Origin of the sequence: Pollutimonas nitritireducens (assembly GCF_002849615.1) — a bacterium.
GTDB classification, from domain to species: Bacteria; Pseudomonadota; Gammaproteobacteria; order Burkholderiales; family Burkholderiaceae_B; genus Pollutimonas; species Pollutimonas nitritireducens.
Window position 1 is genome coordinate 1 of record NZ_PDNV01000015.1, and the last position, 19,105, is coordinate 19,105.

The 19,105-nt window shown below is 56.5% G+C and carries 19 protein-coding genes and 2 tRNA genes; 8 read left to right on the forward strand and 13 right to left on the reverse strand.

What is annotated here, in order from left to right:
- The first annotated feature begins 113 nt into the window (after window positions 1-113).
- Entirely contained in the window at window positions 114-488 is a 375-nt protein-coding gene (locus tag CR155_RS19125) for a cytochrome b (protein ID WP_158238305.1), read from the forward strand.
- Between the two features lie 58 nt (window positions 489-546).
- Here CR155_RS19125 and CR155_RS19130 read toward each other — a convergent pair.
- The 4 genes from CR155_RS19130 to CR155_RS19145 form a co-directional block, all read right to left on the reverse strand.
- A tRNA-Thr gene (locus tag CR155_RS19130) sits at window positions 547-622 on the reverse strand.
- 124 nt (window positions 623-746) lie between these two features.
- Window positions 747-1,808: an AI-2E family transporter gene (locus tag CR155_RS19135; protein WP_102071644.1), complete on the reverse strand. Its 1,062-nt coding sequence runs from the start codon at window positions 1,806-1,808 to the stop codon at window positions 747-749.
- Between the two features lie 91 nt (window positions 1,809-1,899).
- A complete protein-coding gene (locus CR155_RS19140; protein WP_102071645.1) occupies window positions 1,900-3,012 on the reverse strand; it encodes an AI-2E family transporter in 1,113 nt (370 codons plus the stop codon).
- Between the two features lie 538 nt (window positions 3,013-3,550).
- Window positions 3,551-3,787 (reverse strand): CsbD family protein, encoded by a 237-nt coding sequence (locus CR155_RS19145; RefSeq protein ID WP_439650466.1) that lies wholly within the window; start codon window positions 3,785-3,787, stop codon window positions 3,551-3,553.
- Window positions 3,788-3,918: 131 nt separating this feature from the next.
- On the opposite strand from CR155_RS19145, the gene CR155_RS19150 reads away from it, so the two are divergent.
- The gene (locus tag CR155_RS19150; RefSeq protein ID WP_102071646.1) at window positions 3,919-4,227 is read left to right on the forward strand and encodes a hypothetical protein; all 309 of its coding nucleotides are present in this window, start codon (window positions 3,919-3,921) and stop codon (window positions 4,225-4,227) included.
- 131 nt (window positions 4,228-4,358) lie between these two features.
- Here CR155_RS19150 and CR155_RS19155 read toward each other — a convergent pair whose 3' ends face one another.
- Window positions 4,359-4,589: an Arm DNA-binding domain-containing protein gene (locus CR155_RS19155; protein ID WP_102071647.1), complete on the reverse strand. Its 231-nt coding sequence runs from the start codon at window positions 4,587-4,589 to the stop codon at window positions 4,359-4,361.
- A gap of 115 nt (window positions 4,590-4,704) precedes the next feature.
- Here CR155_RS19155 and CR155_RS19160 point away from each other — a divergent pair, with 115 nt between their 5' ends.
- Window positions 4,705-5,040 carry a hypothetical protein gene (locus tag CR155_RS19160; RefSeq protein WP_102071648.1) on the forward strand — a complete coding sequence of 112 codons (336 nt, stop codon included), beginning with the start codon at window positions 4,705-4,707 and terminating at the stop codon, window positions 5,038-5,040.
- A 122-nt stretch (window positions 5,041-5,162) separates the two neighbouring features.
- Here the strand turns inward: CR155_RS19160 and CR155_RS19165 are convergent.
- Together CR155_RS19165 and CR155_RS19170 are read right to left on the reverse strand one after the other, a co-directional pair.
- Window positions 5,163-5,238, reverse strand: a tRNA-Asn gene (locus CR155_RS19165).
- A gap of 97 nt (window positions 5,239-5,335) precedes the next feature.
- The gene (locus CR155_RS19170; protein WP_102071649.1) at window positions 5,336-5,878 is read right to left on the reverse strand and encodes a ferritin-like domain-containing protein; all 543 of its coding nucleotides are present in this window, start codon (window positions 5,876-5,878) and stop codon (window positions 5,336-5,338) included.
- A 192-nt stretch (window positions 5,879-6,070) separates the two neighbouring features.
- On the opposite strand from CR155_RS19170, the gene CR155_RS19175 reads away from it, so the two are divergent.
- Complete coding sequence (locus CR155_RS19175; RefSeq protein ID WP_102071650.1) at window positions 6,071-7,000, forward strand: DMT family transporter; 930 nt, start codon at window positions 6,071-6,073, stop codon at window positions 6,998-7,000.
- Here CR155_RS19175 and CR155_RS19180 read toward each other — a convergent pair.
- Together CR155_RS19180 and CR155_RS19185 are read right to left on the reverse strand one after the other, a co-directional pair.
- On the reverse strand, window positions 6,997-8,316 hold the full coding sequence (locus tag CR155_RS19180) for a DUF3734 domain-containing protein (protein ID WP_102071651.1): 1,320 nt from the start codon (window positions 8,314-8,316) through the stop codon (window positions 6,997-6,999). The two genes, CR155_RS19175 and CR155_RS19180, sit on opposite strands and share 4 nt — an antisense overlap.
- A 46-nt stretch (window positions 8,317-8,362) precedes the next feature.
- Window positions 8,363-9,256, reverse strand: a complete 894-nt coding sequence (locus tag CR155_RS19185; protein ID WP_102071652.1) for a LysR substrate-binding domain-containing protein — start codon at window positions 9,254-9,256, stop codon at window positions 8,363-8,365.
- A gap of 96 nt (window positions 9,257-9,352) precedes the next feature.
- Here CR155_RS19185 and CR155_RS19190 point away from each other — a divergent pair, with 96 nt between their 5' ends.
- Window positions 9,353-10,429: a YeiH family protein gene (locus tag CR155_RS19190; RefSeq protein WP_102071653.1), complete on the forward strand. Its 1,077-nt coding sequence runs from the start codon at window positions 9,353-9,355 to the stop codon at window positions 10,427-10,429.
- Window positions 10,430-10,495: 66 nt separating this feature from the next.
- Here CR155_RS19190 and CR155_RS19195 read toward each other — a convergent pair whose 3' ends face one another.
- Together CR155_RS19195 and CR155_RS19200 are read right to left on the reverse strand one after the other, a co-directional pair.
- The gene (locus CR155_RS19195; protein WP_102071654.1) at window positions 10,496-10,876 is read right to left on the reverse strand and encodes a SirB2 family protein; all 381 of its coding nucleotides are present in this window, start codon (window positions 10,874-10,876) and stop codon (window positions 10,496-10,498) included.
- A 115-nt stretch (window positions 10,877-10,991) separates the two neighbouring features.
- Complete coding sequence (locus CR155_RS19200) at window positions 10,992-12,911, reverse strand: ABC transporter ATP-binding protein/permease (RefSeq protein WP_102071655.1); 1,920 nt, start codon at window positions 12,909-12,911, stop codon at window positions 10,992-10,994.
- A 163-nt stretch (window positions 12,912-13,074) separates the two neighbouring features.
- Here CR155_RS19200 and CR155_RS19205 point away from each other — a divergent pair, with 163 nt between their 5' ends.
- Entirely contained in the window at window positions 13,075-13,449 is a 375-nt protein-coding gene (locus tag CR155_RS19205; protein ID WP_102071656.1) for a tautomerase family protein, read from the forward strand.
- A gap of 11 nt (window positions 13,450-13,460) precedes the next feature.
- Here CR155_RS19205 and CR155_RS19210 read toward each other — a convergent pair whose 3' ends face one another.
- Entirely contained in the window at window positions 13,461-14,084 is a 624-nt protein-coding gene (locus tag CR155_RS19210) for a hypothetical protein (protein WP_102071657.1), read from the reverse strand.
- A 160-nt stretch (window positions 14,085-14,244) separates the two neighbouring features.
- Window positions 14,245-15,888, reverse strand: a complete 1,644-nt coding sequence (gene norR / locus CR155_RS19215) for a nitric oxide reductase transcriptional regulator NorR (protein WP_102071658.1) — start codon at window positions 15,886-15,888, stop codon at window positions 14,245-14,247.
- Between the two features lie 156 nt (window positions 15,889-16,044).
- Here norR and ytfE point away from each other — a divergent pair, with 156 nt between their 5' ends.
- Window positions 16,045-16,734, forward strand: coding sequence for an iron-sulfur cluster repair protein YtfE (ytfE, locus tag CR155_RS19220; RefSeq protein WP_102071659.1), 690 nt, complete (start codon window positions 16,045-16,047; stop codon window positions 16,732-16,734).
- The gene (locus CR155_RS19225) at window positions 16,727-19,006 is read left to right on the forward strand and encodes a nitric-oxide reductase large subunit (RefSeq protein ID WP_102071660.1); all 2,280 of its coding nucleotides are present in this window, start codon (window positions 16,727-16,729) and stop codon (window positions 19,004-19,006) included. Before ytfE ends, CR155_RS19225 begins: the two co-directional genes overlap by 8 nt.
- Window positions 19,007-19,105: the final 99 nt, after the last annotated feature.

Genomic DNA, 19,105 nt, shown 5'->3' on the forward strand with positions numbered 1-19,105 from the left:
TCACGCCGTGCATATGGTTTCAGGAACTTCGAGAATTACCGCATGCGAGTCTTGGCTCAATGCGGTTGGAACGGTGTGATCAACCGTGTCTGATGGATGCCCATCCCCCGATAATGGGGAAGAGCCTATTTGTGCTGGCGGCCATACGCTTATGGTGGGCAATGCGGCAACGCCCGTATCGGCCTCAGCCGGAAGCTTTCCCGGTAATGGTCAACATGGGGCATTTGTTGTTGTATGCCTGTATGTTCCTGATGCCGGTGACGGGGATCGCAGCATTGCTTGGGGGCGGCTATGGTCTTACGCTGTTCGGTGTCGACGTCATCACCAAGACAGAGGTGGAAATCCCCTGGCTGGGCGCTATAGGAAATCTTCATTCGCCCATCGCGTGGATGTTCGTCGCATTGGTGTTGGGCCATATTGCGGCGGCACTGTTTCACCACTTTGTCAGGCGTGATCAAACGCTGAAGCGCATGTTGGGCCAATACTAGTGCTGGCTTCCGGGAGCATGCCCAATCTTGCTAGATTGGCGTAAGTGCTTGATTCTATTGGTGCCGATGAGAGGAGTCGAACCCCCGACCTTCTCATTACGAATGAGCTGCTCTACCAACTGAGCTACATCGGCTTCCTTAACGTACAAAGACCGCGCTGCGCTCCCCATATCTTGCCAAGCCCATTATTATACATATTCTATGTCCAGATAGGGGTGCACCGCGGTTGTACAGTTGATAGCGCTACCCAGAATCCGCCTAATCTTGCTGATTCATGCGAATTGCCGAAGGAAACAAGTCCCAGCAAGCAATGAACAACGCAGCAAACAAAGGGCCGATGACAAAACCATTAAGTCCGAAGACCGACAGGCCACCCAGCGTGGAAATCAATATCACGTAATCGGGGATCTTGGTGTCTTTGCCGACGAGTAATGGGCGCAATATATTGTCGACCAGGCCAATGACCAGCACGCCGAAAAGCGTGAGCGTTACGCCTTCCCAGACGGCGCCCGTGACCAGAAAATAAATGGCGACGGGCATCCAGATCAGGGCTGCGCCAACCGCAGGCAACAGCGACAGGAAGGCCATGAGGACGCCCCACAACAATGCCCCCTGGATGCCCAGAAACCAGAACATCAGACCGCCCAGAAACCCTTGGGTGATGGCGACAACGATATTGCCTTTGACGGTCGCTCGCACGACAGTGGCGAACTTGCGGAACAAGTGCTGTTTGTGCTCATCGCTGAGTGGGATCAGCTGCCTGCTGGTGCGGGCCAGATTGGCCCCGTCGCGCAACAGGAAATACAGTATGTACAGCATCACACCGAGGCCGATCAGAAACTCGAAGGTATTCTGACCCACGTTCACGGCTTGCGTCGCCAGAAACTTGCTGCCTTGCAGCGCGCCGGTTGTCAGCTTTTCCCGCAAACTGAATATGTCGCCCACGCCGAAGCGATCAAGCATGGCGTGCACCGATGGGGGGAGCGCACCCAGTATTTGTTCCAGGTACTCGCCGACATTGATTTCGCCAGAACTGATACGCGCATAGATGGCGGCGCCTTCTTGAAATAGCGCACCGGTTATGAGGATCGCGGGGAGGATGACAATTAGAATGATGATAAGCAGCGTCGTCAACGCCGCCAGATTGGGACGCCCGCGCATCTTCGCCAGTAGGCGCTTATGCAGGGGTGTGAACAATATGGCCAGGATGGCTCCCCAGAAAATGGCGCCGTAGAACGGGAGCAGCACAATAATGAAGGCCACCGTGACGGTGACCAACAGAAGTATGAAAGTGCGGAAGTAAAGGTCGGAATTGTTCATCCAGCATCCAGGGAATGGGGTAGCCGCGAGGCGGCGTTCTTAGAGGAATGACTTCAGGGCGCTGCGAATGGATCATTCTATGCGAAAGGCGCTATTCGCCCAACAGTTCGGCGACCGGTTGCAGCCCCTCAATATGCTGTGAGATCACTTTGACGACGACGACAATTGGCACGCACAGTAACATGCCCCACACCCCCCATAGCCATCCGCCGAACAACAGGGCAACGAAAACAGCAGTGGCATTCATTTTGGCGATTCGTCCCGTCATCCATGTTGTGACCAGCGTGCCGACGACGGAAGCAATTGCCAGCGTTGCGGCAATGACCAGCGCCATCATTGAAAACGACTCGAATTGCAGGAAGGCCGCCGATCCGGTGGCCGCGGCCGCAATGACTGTTCCGAAATAGGGAATGATGTGCAGCAACCCTGCAACCACCGCCCAGGCGCCCGCGTTTTCCATCCCTATGACGTACAGCACCAGCCAGGTCACCATTCCCAGCAATGTATTGGTGACCAGCAGCATCAACATGTACTTCTGGATTGACGAGTTGATGTCATCCAGTATTTGTACGGTGATCTTTTTGTGAGAGAGGGTTGGTCCGGTCATTTTGACCAGCTTGCGCTTGAAAGTGTCACCTGACAGCAGGGCAAAAAATACCAGGAACAGGATGACAATGAGCTGTCCGGCAAAAGCGGCAACACTGAGCGATCCGGCCCACAACCATTCGTTGAGGTTGAAGTCGGGCGGCTGGACCGCGGTTGGAGCGGCGGCGGCGTCCTCCATGGCTTCAACGCTTGGACTCGCCGCCTTTTTCAAGGCGTCTGCCGCACTGCGAAGCTTGTCCAGTGTGCCGAGTTCACCATTGTCGATCCGCTGCAAAGCGTTGTTCAACTTGTAAGTAGCGATAGGCAGTTCATCCACGATGGACTGTGCCTGGTTATAGACCGAGGTCATTATCCCGGCGGTCGAGCCGCACAGGGCCAGCATTACCAGCGTGGCCCCTATGATCCGGGGGACCCGGCGCCGTTCCAGCCAGAGTACGACCGGGCTCAGGGTATAAGCGATCAATATTCCGAAGACCAAAGGGATGAAAAATTCCCGGGCCCATTGCAGTGCAAAGATGAATGCGATGGTGGCAAGCACGGTCAGCGCCATTCCACCGGCCTGTACCCGGGGTCGGAGTTCCGGCGGGAATTCGATCATGGGTTTTGGGACGTTGGTATCTGAAGTGTCTGGGCTTGCGCTTACCGGGGCCGGGACGTGTGAGGTTGGGGTGGTCTTTATCGTATCCATCATGGTCTCGTGCAGATACGCAGCATGCCTGCGCCCATAGTATATATGCTCGCGCGCGCGTCTATGGGTACAAGCGTCGAAACGGAGTCGGCGGTGCCCTTTTTCTTAAGGAAGCAACCTGAAGCCCGCGTCGACACCCCAACGATCCGTGCGCCTTAGCCATACGGTATTGCACGCCATGCACCGATATTCCCGTTCAAGAGTGCCGTCATAAGTGTCGGGCGCGCGCGCGCCCTGTAGGCGCATGGATTGGTGCGGGTTGGTGCCTCCCGTGCCTAACGACAGGTCGCGACACGAAGGACAAAGTGCTGGATTGGCAATGCTGGCAGGATTCATGTGCACAGGGTAATCGCTATTCAGAATTTATTCATCTCCTGTGGAATGGTACTGGAAAGCCCCCTGACAAAGGAGGTCTTCCCTGCAAGATAGTTAGATGCCAGCTAAGTGATTATGTGCCCTTTTTAACGGCATCGCGCACGGCATCCTTAGCTTCGCCAACTTTTCGCTGCACGGTACCGGCTTTTTTCTCGGCCAGGCCTTTCGCCTGGGTTGCCGGGTCATCCATTACTTTCCCGGCTGTTTCCTTGACGGCACCCTTGACTTCCTTGCCAGTGCCCTTGATTCTGTCTTTGTCCATATCACCACCTCGACTCAACGCTTCGACGGTACATGCAACACGACCCATTCGTGCCGCTCCTGTATCGCTTGGTGCATTACAGCAAGCGCTGTGCCTAGCGTGGTAAGTTGGGTCTCTGTGACTTTGATGGTTTTCCCGCATCACCAGGCGCCATCGCTTTTGGTTGACTGGAATGGCGTGTGCTGTCGCCACTGGCCGACCTGTTGGACGCATCGGCCTTGTCGCTTCCATCAGTTGCCGTGGGCGCGGTCCCGGTCGACGGTGTGCCATTGACAGAACTGGTGCTATCGGTCTTCGCAGTATTATCCGGCTTGACGCCGGTGCTGCCTGCCAGCCCACTCGGCGTTGTTGATCTGGATTGGGCTTCTACTCCGGCTGCCCCAGATCCGGAACGGCCACTGGATCCTTGCGACTGCGCGATGGAAACCAGTGCGAATGGAATTAAACATGCGGCGAAAGCGATGCGCTTTTTCATAGCATTCTCCTGATTGCTACAGTAGTTCAACGTGATTCAGCAAATGGCATGCCCCATTAAGGAGAAGCGCAGACTGCGTCCTTTCGGCATAGTTCATCAGCTGCGGGGTCGGGTCGTATCGTTCATACGCGCCGGTTTGTCGTTCTACTTCGGAAACGATACCGCATTCCTGCTTTGGGGAAACGCCAGCGCGTAATTGAATTCTCCGTTATCTATCGCCTGCAGAATTTTTTTCCGCAAGTCCGATGCCCGCTGCAAGTTGGCGGCGCTAGGTTTGAGTCGAATCCTTTCATGGCAAAGCCGGCCGTGAAAATAGAATTCGATTTCGATGCTGGACTCGGAGGCGGGACGGACCCCCTCTAGTTGACTCGCCATACGCAATACTCAATAGATAAGTTTGAACGAGGGGCCGACACGCGGATAAATAATGATACATTTGCTTTGGGCCTCATTCGATGTCCAAAATAGCCAGTTCTATCGTGAGTAATTTATGTTCGGAATGCGTTCACTTGTATTTTCAGCCGTCGTCGGAATTGCTACTGTTGCGTCGGGTGCAGCGTTTGCTGCAAGCAAAACAGTGACGGTGGTAAATAAAACCAAAACAACAATATCTGCGATTTATGCCTCAAGCGTTGGCGCTCGCACATGGGAGGAAGATATTCTCGGCGAGGATACGCTTGCGCCTGGCGAGTCCGTTGAAATTGATATGGACGACGGCACAGGTAAGTGCCAATACGATCTAAAGGCAGAGTTCAGTGACGAAATCGATACAGTGCAAGAGAATTTAAACATTTGCAAGGTTCGCGAGTTCACATTTACAGAGTAGACGCGGGGTTCCGTTGGTTCGAGATGTGCCGCCTTCGGGCGGTTATTTTTCGTCGCGATACTACGAAAAAAATCAAAAAAAATAGCCAATTGATTTAATTGGCTATTTTCTTCGGTATTCGGTGGCTCCCCGAACTGGGTTCGAACCAGTGACCTGCGGATTAACAGTCCGTCGCTCTACCGACTGAGCTATCGGGGAATTGGAGAAGCGAAACTATAGCACATTCATTTCACCCCCTGCAAATCGACCTCGGTAACCGCGAATGCAGAGCCCCGGACTTGGTGTCTGCAGAACGCTAATCCAGTAAGTCTTTCATGTCGTCGGCATGTTCTTCTTCCACGGCCATGATGTCGATCAATAGGTGCTTGGTGGTAGGGTCGGTGTCGCCTATGCGCTCTATCATCTGTCGATAAGACTCAATTGCTATGCGTTCGGCAATCAGATTGGCCGTGATCATGCCTTTGATGTCGCGGCATTCGTCATACTCGGCGTGGCTGCGCTGGACAATAGTCGATGGATTGAAATCTGGTTCGCCGTTCAGTTGCACGATACGCTCCGCGATCCGGCCGGCATGGTCTTCCTCTTCCTGGGCGTGCTGCAGGAACTCAGCTTTTATTGGCTCGTTGACCAGACCCGTGGCGGTGTAGTAATGGCGCTTGTAGCGCAAGGCACAGACAAGCTCTGTCGCCAAAGCGGCATTGAGCATTTCTATGATTTCTTCGCGGTTACCCTGATAGCCCGACGGCACAGCTCCGCTTTGCAGATCTCTGGCCGCACTACGGATCGCGGCTACATCCATGGGGGCGTGCAGGGGAGCGCTGGGATTGGGTGAGTTCATGGGCATCCTTTATATTGAATGAACGGCGGACTCGCCGTAAACGCATTTTTAAAGCAAGCCTCATGCCTGATGGATCTGAAATCGTGGTGTTTTTTTGAAGCTACTGGCGCGCGCGATATGCCCCTATGTCTGTAACGTAAAATCAGTGCAGCAACGTACCAGTCCGATTTCTTCCTTCATTCTTGTGACTCCATGAATTCCTCTCCTGCCGGTACCTATACAACAACGAAGAAAGAATTTTGGATCGGATTTTTACTGGCGGGGATAGGCGCCATACTCTTTTCCGCCAAGGCGATCGTGGTCAAGCTTACGTATCGCTACGGGGTCGATGCGCTGACCATCATCGGCTTCCGCATGATGTTGTCGCTGCCGTTCTTTGTAATGGTGGGCTGCTACCAGGCACGCCGGGCGCGACAGGGCAAGATTCCGCGCCTGACGATGAAGGAAAGAGGGCAGATCATTTTTTTGGGTTTCATCGGCTATTACTTGTCGAGCTATCTGGATTTTTTGGGTTTACAGTACATCACTGCCGGGCTCGAACGCTTGATTCTCTTCCTGTCTCCCACTTTTGTGCTCGTGCTGACGGCCCTGTATCTGAAGCGGCCCATACCCGGTAAACAATGGTTTGCTTTGGGTATGGCTTATCTGGGTGTGGTGCTGGTTTTTCTGCAGGATTTATCGCTCAGCGGCAGCAACGTCATGTTGGGATCGGCGTTCGTACTCGGCTCGGCCTTGACCTATGCCGTCTACATCATCAGCTCGGGTGAACTCATTAAGCATGTGGGCGCGACGCGGCTGGTCGCCTACGCCATGTCAGTGTCCGCGGTAATAAGCCTGGCTCACTTCTTCGGCATGCATTCCTGGGAAGGCCTTCAGCAACCTCTACCGGTGTATCAGCTGTCATTGGTGCACGCTGTCGTCAATACCGTGGCGCCTACCTTCATGATCATGTGGTCGGTGGCACGCATCGGTGCGCCAATGACTTCCCAGTTGGGGCTGCTTGGGCCAGTCTCGGTATTGTTCCTGGCAGGATGGCTACTGGATGAACCCATCACAATGCTGCAACTGGTCGGTACCGCATTCGTACTGGCTGGTGCGGTGGTGCTGGGACGCCGACGCTAGGCTTTCCGGGTCCGCGCGTGTCGGGTGCGGGGCTGCATTCTAAGCTCCAGTTCTTCGCGGTGGACGTCGTGGGTGACAAAGCCGGACACATCTTTAGGCATCGCCAGGCGATCAGGCTCCTGCAGCGTCGAGCGGATGTCTTCCTGGCCGCCTTCCCAGTGTTCACGCATGGCCGCCAGGCCGAACTGATAGTCTTTGTAATGCTGTTCGTAGGGTTTGTTGCGGTAGATCAGGTGTATGACGTTATAGCGTTTGCTGCAGGCCAGGTCTTCAACGAGCCGATAATACGCTTTCTTGCTGTCACGGACTTCCGCAGGGATGTCCTCCAGCATGCTCATCAAAGTATGTCGCAAGTATTGAGACCAGCGCAACTGTTCGGTCACCAGTCGCGTACGGCTGGAGTATTGAATGTCCTTGATACGGTCAGACACCTCGCTCATATTGGTGGGCACACCGCCGCGCGCACTCCACAGGTCGACCTGAAATGCCAGCGTGTCGCGCATTGGACGGGATTCCAGCACGTGCGCGAGCGGGGTGTTCGACACCAACCCCCCGTCCCAATAGTAGTCGCCATCGATTTCAACCGGTGCGAATGCCGGTGGCAGCGCGCCTGAGGCCATGAAGTGTTCGGCGCGCAAGCGGATCTTGGTGTTCTCAAAATACACGAAGTTTCCGGTGCGTACGTTCACCGCACCCACCGATACGTCATGTTCGCCGGAATTGATGCGATCGAAGTCGCACAGACTTTCCAGTGTGGTTTTCAGCGCGCTGGTGTCGTAGTAGCTGGCGTTTCCCGGTGTGCCCGGCGTAATTTGCGGAGCAGGAGGAAACCGGGGCGTGAAAAAACCCTTCTGTCCGTTCATCATGGCGCTGGCAGCATGCCAGGCGCTCATTGATTGTCGTACCAGGTCATTCAGATTGAAAAGCGACTGCTCGACGAAGGGATGCAGCGCGACGCCAACGTTAGGCTGGCAAATGGTTTCCCAGAACTCCTTCAACCTGGCAATGCGCTTCTCTGGCGGATTTCCGGCAATGATGGCGATATTGAGCGCTCCGATCGATATTCCGGACAGGCAGGTCAGCTGAATGCCGGCTTCATGCAGACCCTGGTAGACACCAGCCTGGTAGGCGCCCAGTGCGCCACCGCCTTGCAATACCAGTGCCACTGTCTCATAGGGCGGGAGCGCGGGATCCGCGTTCAACGGCGCTACAGCGGTGTGTGCGCCCGGTCGGGGCGTGGCAGCCGCATCGGGCGGGGTGGTGGGGTCGGCTTGCTGGGTGCCGCTTAGCGGGGGCGTCGGTCGTTTCTGAATCATTGAGTCCTATATGGTCGGGAAATGGCGTGCAATCACAATAACATCTTCATTCTTGTGGGACAGGAATGACGCTTTCAACGAAGGCGTCGATCAGCGCCCCACGGTATTTGGATTTATGGAGAACCAGCGCGAGGCGCCGTTGCAGGTTCAAGAAAGGTGTGTCGAGGATCTTGAGCCTTCCTACCGCCACGGAATCCAGTGTGGCCGCATAGGGCAGGCAGGCGATACCCAGGCCCGCAATGACAGCCTGTTTGATTGCTTCGACCTGTCCAAGTTCCAGGAGTATGCGTCCAGGCGGCAGGTGATTCAACGCCTGTTCGGCGAGCGCGCGCATCGCCGACCCATGTTCGCGCAATATCCAGAGGGCGTCCTTGAAGTGACGCGCTTTCAGGTCCATGCGCAGTGCCAGGGGATGAGACGGAGCTGCGCACACGACCAGCGCATCCTCGCGCCAGGGAATGACGTCAAGATGCGGGTGATTTACCGGGCCTTCGACGCACGCGACGTCAATGCGGTGCTCGAGCAGCGCCGCGGTGATCTGGTCGGTATTCTCGACACTTACCTGCAGGGCAACGTGAGGATGCCGGGTGATGAAGGGCCCCAGCAAGGCCCCCACCAGGTAATTGCCAACGGTGTTGCTGGTGCCCACGCGCAGCTCGCCAGTGAGCACCGAAGGATGGTCGCCAGTCTGGCGCATTATTTCGTGTATGCGTTCAAGGACCTCCTGCGCCATGGGTAAGAGTTCTTTTCCGCGTGAGCTCAGGCGTAACCGTCCCCGCTCCCGATCGAAGAGCTGGGTATTCAATTGGCGCTCCAGTTCGGCCAGAGCCATGCTGACCGCTGGCTGCGTGACGGACAACTGCTGGGCAGCAGTGCCCACCGTGCCCGTGAGGGCGACCGACACAAATACTTCAAGCTGACGAACGCTGATTCCTATCATCAAAAAATTTTATATCATTTATAAGATTTAATGAATTTATTTATAATGCTTGGCAAACTAACATAACCACAAGTAATTAACATATGCAGAGTTCCCATGCGCTCCAGTGTTGTATCACGTCCTCGGCAGGCCAGTCGCCAGCGCCCGGTAACGGGCTCAAACCCGGCATCGCTCACAAGACACCGTTCTCCGCCCATGCTGCACGGGCTGGTTTTGGCGGTTGTCGTCGCTATTTTTGCAATGATGCTGGGAAAGATGTTTCCAATCATTGGCGGCCCGGTATTCGCCATTTTGCTCGGCATGGCTATTCGGAACTCAGTCGGCATCGGGCCGACATTCAAACCCGGTCTGCAATTCGCCTCCCGACAGGTGCTGCAGTGGTCGATCGTGGCGCTGGGGTTTGGACTCAGCATCCAGCAGGTAGCCAAGACAGGCATGGAGTCTCTGTCTGTCACTGCTGTTACAGTGGCTGTGGCGTTCGGCTCCGCGTGGTTGCTGGGCAGGTGGCTTGATATCCCCTCGAAGTTGCAAACCCTTATCGGCGTGGGAACTGCCATCTGCGGGGGGTCTGCCATCGCCGCGGTGACGCCCATCATCAAACCTGAAGAACATGAGACGGCTTATGCCATCTCTACAATATTCATTTTCAATATCGTCGCCGTCCTGGCATTTCCGCTTATGGGTCATTGGCTGGGCATGTCGGATCAGGGTTTCGGCATGTGGGCGGGCACGGCGATCAACGATACGTCTTCGGTAGTCGCTGCCGGCTACAGCTACAGCGAATCGGCGGGCGACTATGCCACGATCGTCAAGCTTACGCGCGCCACGCTTATCATCCCCGTTTGCCTGATCCTGGTCGGCATTCAGGCATGGCAGCACAAGAAGCAAGGCGTCGGAAGCTTCAGCCTGGCGCGCATCTTTCCCTGGTTCATTTTGTGGTTCCTGCTGGCCTCGGCGATACGCTCCACCGGCTATATTCCCGAAGCGTGGCTGGCACCCCTGCAGCTGACGGCGCAATTTCTCATTGTGGTCGCCTTGGCAGCCATCGGACTGTCATCGGACCTCAGGCGCATGGTCACCGCCGGCATGCGTCCAGTCCTGCTGGGACTGGGCGTCTGGCTGGCGGTGTGTGTCAGCAGTCTGGCCGTACAGCACGTCATGGGAACTTGGTAACCCTGGGTCCGCGGGGCGGCCTGGGCAGGAATGGTCCGGGATTCAGCGCGGGGCAACGTGCCACGATCAGGCGAACCACGATGCTGGGTGGTGATTAATGGCCACGCCAACGATATAAGCAAAGATCGCAATGGCAATGATCGCGGCAATGCCCCGGCTTCGAACAGTCTTCCCGCGCTTGATGGCGATGGTGCCGACACCGATGTAAGCGATAAGCAGCACGATCTTGGTCAGCACCCAAGGCTGCATCCCGGCAGCACCCAACATGATGGACAAGGCCACGGCACAGGCCAGGAGAACGGTGTCGACGACGTGAGGCACGATCTTGACAGCGCGGCGTTGAAGCATGGCGGACCCCGTCACCGACCAGTAAGCGCGAATGATGAAAAGCAGGATGCTCAGGCCGGCTGCCGTCATGTGCAGGTGTTTGATAGCTAAGTAATTCATGGTGAAAAGTCAGGTGCTCAAAAAAAGTTAGTGTAGTGGAGGCATCGTCCTGGACAGGTGGTGTCAAAGATGCGGGGGCCGCCGCTATCGTAGCAGGTCGAGGCATACCGGCTAGTCAGGATACGTTGGCCAACGCCCACGCCCCGGTGCCTTTGCCCTTGAGTATCAGTTGGCGGGCATGGTGTCTCGATAAGGTGCTGCGATGTCCCACGCTTACCAGTCGGGTATGTGGCAATTGCTCGCGAACCAGACGGTACAAGGCGTCTTCCAGGCCTTCATCCATGGCTGACGTCGCTTCATCAAGGAAGGCCGCTACCGGTGCGGCCAGCAGCAGGCGACCGAATGCCAGGCGCTGTTGTTCACCCAGTGACAGAATGCGACCCCAGTCAGTGACCTGGTCCAGCTTGCCCACAAGATGCCCCATCTGCACCAGATGCAGGACTTCTTCGGCCCGACCGCCGCCGCCAACAGGCGTTTCCAATTCACCATTATGGGCAACAGGCAACGCATCGAGATTGATGGGCGCTCCGTGCGCACTGTCGACGGAGGTTTTTTGTTGTTGATGTATATCAGCGTGCAGGGCCGTTACCTGGCCTGGCAGACGCTGCGGATAGTACAAGGCATCACGCAGGCTGCCTAATGGTAGATAGGGTTTCTGCGACAGGAAAAGCACATTTTCTTCCGGTCGGATGATGGTGCCATCGCAATACGGCCAAAGCCCGGCGATTGCCCGCAGCAACGTTGTCTTGCCCGACCCCGATGGGCCTTGTATCAGTAGCGGCGCATCCGGCAAGACATCGAGCGCGAGATTGTCGATCAGCAGGCCACCGGCAGGCGTGCGTATGGTGAGCTGTTCCACCGCTAAACGTGGGCCTTGCGCACGGATGACAGGCTCGGGCAACTCGCGGGATTCCGCGATGGCTCGGGTAAAACCGTTCAAACGATCCAGCGTGGCACGATACGTGGCGAAACTGTCGTACGCGGTGCGAAAGAACGAGAGGTTGTCTTGCAAGCGCCCGAAGGCTTGCGCTGTCTGCATCAGGTCGCCAAGACTGATCTGGTTGGAAAAAAATCGTTGCGCCTGGATAATGAAAGGGAAAACGACAGCAGCCTGGCTTACCGAGAGGTTAAAGCCCTGGAACTTGATGGATCGATAGACAATCGCCCATGCGTTGCTGATGACGTGAGCAAAACGGTTACGCAATAAGGCGCCTTCCACTTTCTCGCCTGCGTAGAAAGCAATGCTTTCGGAATATTCACGCAGCCGTACCAAAGCATAGCGGTAATCGGCGTTGAAGCGCTCATTCAGGAAGTTCAGCATGATCAACGGACGGCCAATCTTGACGGCAAAGACCGTGGCGATAATCACGTAGGCGAACACCAGGAAAACCATGCCACGGGGCAGTTCGATCCCCAGGGCGGAAAGAGGTCCCGAAAGAGTCCATAGAATCAATGTAAAGGCGAAGGTGGAAACCAAGGCATTGACAACACCCATGGACAAGACCAGCGACATCTCCACGAATGTGGCGACGTCTTGCTGGATACGCTGATCGGGGTTGTCGATGGGGTTGTCCAAATATTGGGTGCGATAGTAGGTTTGCCGGGCTAGCCACCGACCAAGCAGGTCTTCGTTCAACCAGACACGCCATCGTATGGTGAAGGCCTGCTGGACGTAAAACTCGATCAGCACGCGCAGGACGTGGACAGTGGCCAATATGGCGAACAACACCATGGCTGCCCAAAAACCCGCAGAGTCCTGCTTCTGCAGCGAGGTGTACATGGTGTTGCTCCACTCGGACAGCAACACGTCGAGGCGGACCGCGCACAGCGTGAGGAAAAGTATCAGCAGCAAGGTACCCAAGGGGCGCCAGTCACGCCTGGGTAAAAAGTAGACGGCCGTGAGGTTCCAGAATTGGCGACCCCATATTGTGAATTTTGCAAGGCTCCAAATTGTGGCGGCGGACAGTGCGATGGTGATCAGATAGGCCTGTGCGAGCCATATGCCACTATCCAAAAGCGCCTTGTTCAGGTTCAATCAGTTCTCCAGGAATACGCGCGGCGCCGGCGCGCCGAAAAACGCATTCTCGGCGAAATATCGATATCGCGCCAGCGCGCCGATGCATTCCATCCCGCCTCCCTCTTGTGGGCGGCTGGATGTTGGATTATGGTGTGCAGTCTTCCAATTAAACAGAGGTCTTATGCCGTACGTCACGATTTCCGCCTCCAAAGGCTTGTCGGCCGAGCAAACCAGGCAGTTGTTGCTGCGCGCCAGTGAATCCGTAGTGCAAAGCATAGGCGCACCGCTGTCCAGCGTACGCGTAATGCTGCATGAACTGGGCGACGGGCACTATCTGAACGCCGGTCAGTTCGATACGCAAGCGCTGATGTTCGTCGTAGAGCTCATCGAAGGACGCAGCGATGAGCTGAAGGAAGCATTGATTGCATCGTTGAGCCGGGCGGGCGCAGAGACCACCGGAATTCCAGAAGACCAGGTTCGGGTCCGGCTTATCGATTTTCCCAAATCCAATATGGGAATGGCGGGCGGTGTCAGCGCCCGTGCCATGGGTCGCTAGTCCGCAGCCGGCTACATGCTGCTTAGATCGGCGATAGCATCAACGACCATTCCGGTGCCAACGGCAAGCATAAGTATGTCGCTGGCAACGCGCACATAGCGGTATCCGCTGGGGGGCATGCCTATGTGTACCATCACGGAGGATGGAAGGTCGTAATACACCACATCGCGCGGCAGGGGGTGTCCGACTCTCCACTTTTTGGCTTGGCCCGGAGGCATACAGCCGTTGTTCTTTTTGGCCAGTCCGGGCGGGCAGTTACCGGAACGGAACTGTTCGCCGTAATACTCGCGCAGGTAGTTGCGCTGGCGGTCATCGAAGTGCACGTTCAGGCTGGATCCGCTGCGCACATCGTTGCGGGTGCCTCGGGTTTGATCGTTGCCGCCGCGATCGCTTTGGCCCTTACGGTCGTTCGCGTCGTTGCGTCTCTTCGTTTCAGACTTGTTTCCGTGCGAGGAACCTTTGGCTTGATCAGGTTTGGACGCCTTGTGGGGTGAGCCATTGGACTGCTGGTGTTTTGCGTTCCCGTTCCCGTTGCCGTTATTGCCTGCTCCTGGCGGTTTCTCAGCGAAGGCAGGCTGGAGCATGAACATTGCGGCTACTGCCGCGACCGCTACATGTTTTCGATGAATTACCATATAAGTTCCTTTTTTCTAGGGATCTGGCTGACAGACTTCGGACGGCCCAGCGCGTAATTGGCTGTATGACCGTTGTACCCCTTTTTGGCGGATTGCGCCGGTTGCAATCATAGTCACGTAATTCATTGAAATGACTTATGCGCCTTCCTATGGTCAGGATTCATTTCAGCCCCAGTTTTTTCGCCAGCTTGTGCAGATTGCTGGAATCCAGCTCAAGAGAGCGTGCGGCCTGCGACCAGTTATAGTTGCACGCGCCCAAGGCCTGCTGTATGGCCATACGTTGTGCCGTCTCAAGCGTCTGCCGCAGGGGTACGACTTTTTGTTGCGCGCCGTAGGGGCTTGCCGGATTGGCAAGCTGGGATGATCCGGGTCCGTAGAAGGGCTCGTTGTCATAGAGGCTGTCATCTTCCTGCGTCATAGCACCGATCATGAAACCGGATTCATTGTGGGGCCGGGATACGAGGATGTCTGGTTGACCGGCAATGGGTGCTGCTATGTCAAGGTCGAGCAGCTCCGGACCCAGGGTAAGAATCTGGTCGCGCGATGCACCCCGGCTTAACATTTTGAGTGCGCCGCGACTGATGACATGCTCGAGCTCGCGGACGTTGCCGGGCCAGCCGTAGCTCAACAAGGCGCGCTCGGCCGCATACGACAGGCGCACGCCTCGCAAGCCCAGGCGGGCGCGGTTGAATTCCAAAAAGTGGCCTGCCAGTAACAGGATGTCCTGGTCCCGTTCGCGCAAGGGCGGGATATGTACTGGATAGACTGATAGCCGGTGATAGAGGTCGGCCCGAAAATCGCCGGCAAGCGTGCTTTCTTTCAAGTGGCGATTGGTGGCGGCGATAATGCGCACGTCAGTCTTTATGGTTTCATCGGTACCCAGGCGCTGGATTTCGCCATTCTGCAAGGTGCGCAACAGCTTGGCCTGTATGGACAGCGACAGCTCGCCCACCTCATCCAGGAACAGGGTGCCGCCCTGCGCCGTTTCGAAACGGCCGGCCCGATCGCTGGTGGCGCCGGAGAATGCGCCTTTGGCGTGACCAAACAATTCGCTCTCCGCCAGCGATTCAGGGAGGGCGGCGCAATTGATGTGCACCATGGGTTTGGCGCTGCGTCGGGAGTGACGGTGTACGCGGCGGGCGAACAACTCCTTGCCCACCCCGGTTTCGCCCAATAACAGGACGGGCAGGTCGGAGTCTGCCACGACGTCAAGTTCGTGCAAGAGGCCTGAAATAGCCTCGCTCTCGCCCAGGATTTCATTCTCATCGATGATTTGCATGGAGCCGCTGACCGTGGTACCTAGCTGGCGCAGATTACGGTTTTCTTTTTCGAGCGCCGTGATGCGTATGGCCGCGGCCAATATCAAGCCGAAGCGCCGCAGTTCGAGTTGCGCTGCCGAATCAAAGGTACCCGTTTTCAATGCGTCCAGCGTAACGGCTCCCCATAGTCTTCCTTCCAGATACAAACTCATGCCGAGGCAATCATGCACAGGCAACGGAGAGCCCTTGCGGTCATCCAGCAGGCCGTCGTAAGGATCGGGTAGTACGCTGCCCGGCTCGAACCAGGTGGGTTCGCGGCGGGCGAGGATGGTGGCAAACCGCGGATGTTGGGCCACCACGAAGCGACGCCCCAGCGCTTCGTGCGCCAGGCCGGATGCGGCGACCAGCCTCAGACTGTCAGTGTCCAGGCTGAGCAGTCCCACCGCGTCGCAGGAGAAGCGTTCACGCATGGTGTGAACGGCGCGCTGCAAACGTACGGCGTTGGGCAGGTCGGTAACGAGATCGGCGAGTATGAGTTGGTCCATGTGGTGAATTATACCCACGGAGGGTTTCCCCTACCCTGAATGATGGGGTCTGTCTTACCCTGGCCTGCCTGATCTATTGAAATTAAACAATAAAAAAACTGGCACGAATTGTGCTTAAGGAACAAAAGCAATCCATATCACTTACAGGATGAAGCCATGAACAAGAATTTGCCGGACCAGACGCTGGGAACACTCGCCAGTGCCGTCCCCGGCGCGACCCGTGTATTTCACGAGTTTCAACTCGACTTTTGTTGCGGTGGCGACAAGACGCTGGCTGAAGCCGTGGCACAACAAGGTCTGGACCTTGACCGGATAGTTGCGGCCCTGGCCAAGCTATCAGAGGACCCTGCCGTCGGTATCGACTGGCGTCAGGCCCGCCCTGGTGAGCTCGTGGCACACATCGTCGCCCGTTTTCACGAGCGTCACCGTGTACAGCTTCCCGAGCTTATCCGCTTGGCGCGCCGTGTCGAACATGTGCATGCGGGCCGGCCGGCGTGTCCCAGCGGCTTGGCGGAAGCGCTGGAAGGCCTGCAACAGGAGCTGGAAAGCCACATGATGAAGGAAGAGCAAATGCTTTTCCCCATGCTGGCCAACGGCATGAACGGGCCGGCCCAGGGGCCTATCTCGGTGATGCGCTTTGAGCACGAGCAGCACGGCAACGCGCTGGCCAACATTCAGCGGCTCACCAACAATATCACGACTCCCGTCAATGCTTGCAATACCTGGCGCGCACTGTACGGCGGTCTCAACGCATTCAAGGAAGACTTGATGCAGCACATTCATCTTGAAAACAACGTGCTGTTCGTAAATGCCTCAATTGCAGCAGAAGGAGCTCATCATGGGTGAGTACAAGAAGTTATGGTGGTTATTACTGGCCGTTTTGGCAGTCACGTTCGGAATTCTTGGGTGGAGCGGTGTTGAAATCTATCGCCAGGTTCCTCCCATACCGGCCCAAGTCGTTACCACCTCCGGCCAGGAGCTGATGACCAAAGAGCAGATTCTCGATGGTCAAACCGCCTGGCAAAGCACAGGTGGCATGCAGGTTGGTTCCATCTGGGGCCACGGGGCCTACCAGGCGCCCGACTGGAGCGCCGACTGGTTGCACCGCGAACTGCTGGCCTGGCTGGAAGTCGCCGCGCAGGAAACAGCAGGCGTACCATTTGCCCAGCTCAATGAAGATCAGCAAGCCACGCTGAAGAACCAGTTGAAAAACGAGTATCGGCGCAATACGTTGAATCCTGATACCGGTGTGGTCACCGTGTCGGAGCGCCGGGCCAAGGCCATGGCCACTACCGGCGATTACTACATCAGGCTTTACGGCAACGATCCCGAGCTGCAAAGCACACGCTCCAACTTCGCCATGAAAGAAGACACCTTGCCGGATGCCGCCCGTCGCGCAGACCTGGTCAAGTTCTACTTCTGGCTGTCCTGGGCGGCATCAACGGAGCGCCCCAACACAGACGTCACCTACACCAATAACTGGCCGCACGAACCCCTGGTCGATAACCATCCTTCCGGCGCCAACATCATGTGGTCGGTTGCCAGCGTGGTCATCCTCCTGGCGGGGATTGCCTTCCTGGTGTGGGGATGGGCGTTCCTGCATCGCGATCACCCGGAACCTGAATCACCTAAAGCCGATCCACTGACGTTAAGTGCCTTGACGCCGTCACAACGCGCGCTTGGCAAGTACTTGTTCCTGGTCGTTGCGCTCTTTATTGCACAGGTGTTGCTGGGCGGCTTGACGGCCCACTACACCGTTGAAGGACAGACCTTCTACGGCATTAATATTTCCGAATGGCTGCCGTATTCCCTGACGCGCACCTGGCACTTGCAAACTGCCTTGTTCTGGATTGCGTCCGGATTCCTGGCTGCCGGCTTGTTCCTCGCGCCGGTAGTCAACGGCGGCAAGGATCCCAAGTACCAGAAGCTAGGCGTGGACATCCTGTTCTGGGCCCTGGTGGTCCTGGTCATTGGAGCCTATGTGGGCAACTTCCTTGCCATCAAGCATATATTGCCCACCGAGTTCAATTTCTGGCTGGGTCACCAAGGGTATGAATACCTTGAACTCGGCCGTCTCTGGCAAATCGTGAAGTTCCTGGGCCTGGCATTCTGGTTGTTGCTGATGCTGCGCGGTATGTTGCCTGCCTTCAAGAAGGGCGGCGACAAGAACCTGCTTGCCTTGCTGGTCGCGTCGACCATTGCTATCGGCTTGTTCTACGGCACCGGCCTGTTCTACGGTGAACGCACGCACATCACCATTATGGAATACTGGCGCTGGTGGGTTGTCCACCTTTGGGTGGAAGGCTTCTTTGAAGTCTTTGCAACCACGGCCCTGGCATTCATCTTCGCGACCATGGGTCTTGTGTCCAAGCGCGGCGCAACCGTAGCCAGCCTGGCATCGGCCTCCCTGTTCATGCTGGGCGGCGTGCCCGGAACCCTGCACCATATGTATTTTTCGGGAACCACGACGCCCGTCATGGCCATTGGCGCAAGCTTCAGTGCTCTTGAAGTCGTACCCCTGATCATCCTCGGTTATGAAGCATGGGAAAACTGGCGCTTGAAAGAACGCGCTCCCTGGATGGAAGCAGTTCGGTGGCCCTTGATGTGCTTTGTCGCTGTCGCCTTCTGGAACATGCTGGGCGCAGGTGTATTCGGATTCATGGTCAATCCTCCCATCTCCCTGTACTACATTCAGGGCCTGAACACCACGCCGGTCCACGCTCACGCGGCCCTGTTCGGTGTATACGGCTTCCTGGCCATCGGCTTCACCTTGCTGGTGTTGCGCTACATCGTGCCGGGCTTCAAGTTCAATGATTCGCTCATGCGCACCGGTTTCTGGGGTTTGAATATCGGCCTGGTACTCATGATCGGTACAAGTCTGTTGCCCATCGGCATCATTCAGGCCTACGCAAGCATCACCGAAGGCATGTGGTATGCCCGTAGCGAAGAGTTCATGCAGCAACCCATTCTGCAAACGCTGCGCTGGGTTCGTACCTTCGGCGACGTAGTCTTCATCGTGGGTGCATTCGCCATATTCTGGCAAGTAGTGATAGGCGTATTCAGGCCGAAGAGCTACATCCGGCATGGCGTCTACGGTGCAACGGCGGCAGCCGAGTAAGCGAAACATGCGCCTGAAAGCGCATGTCCGTTGATGATGTATCCCGTCGTGGCAACGACGGGACCGGAATAAAGAAGGGGCTGCCTAGTGCAGCCCCTT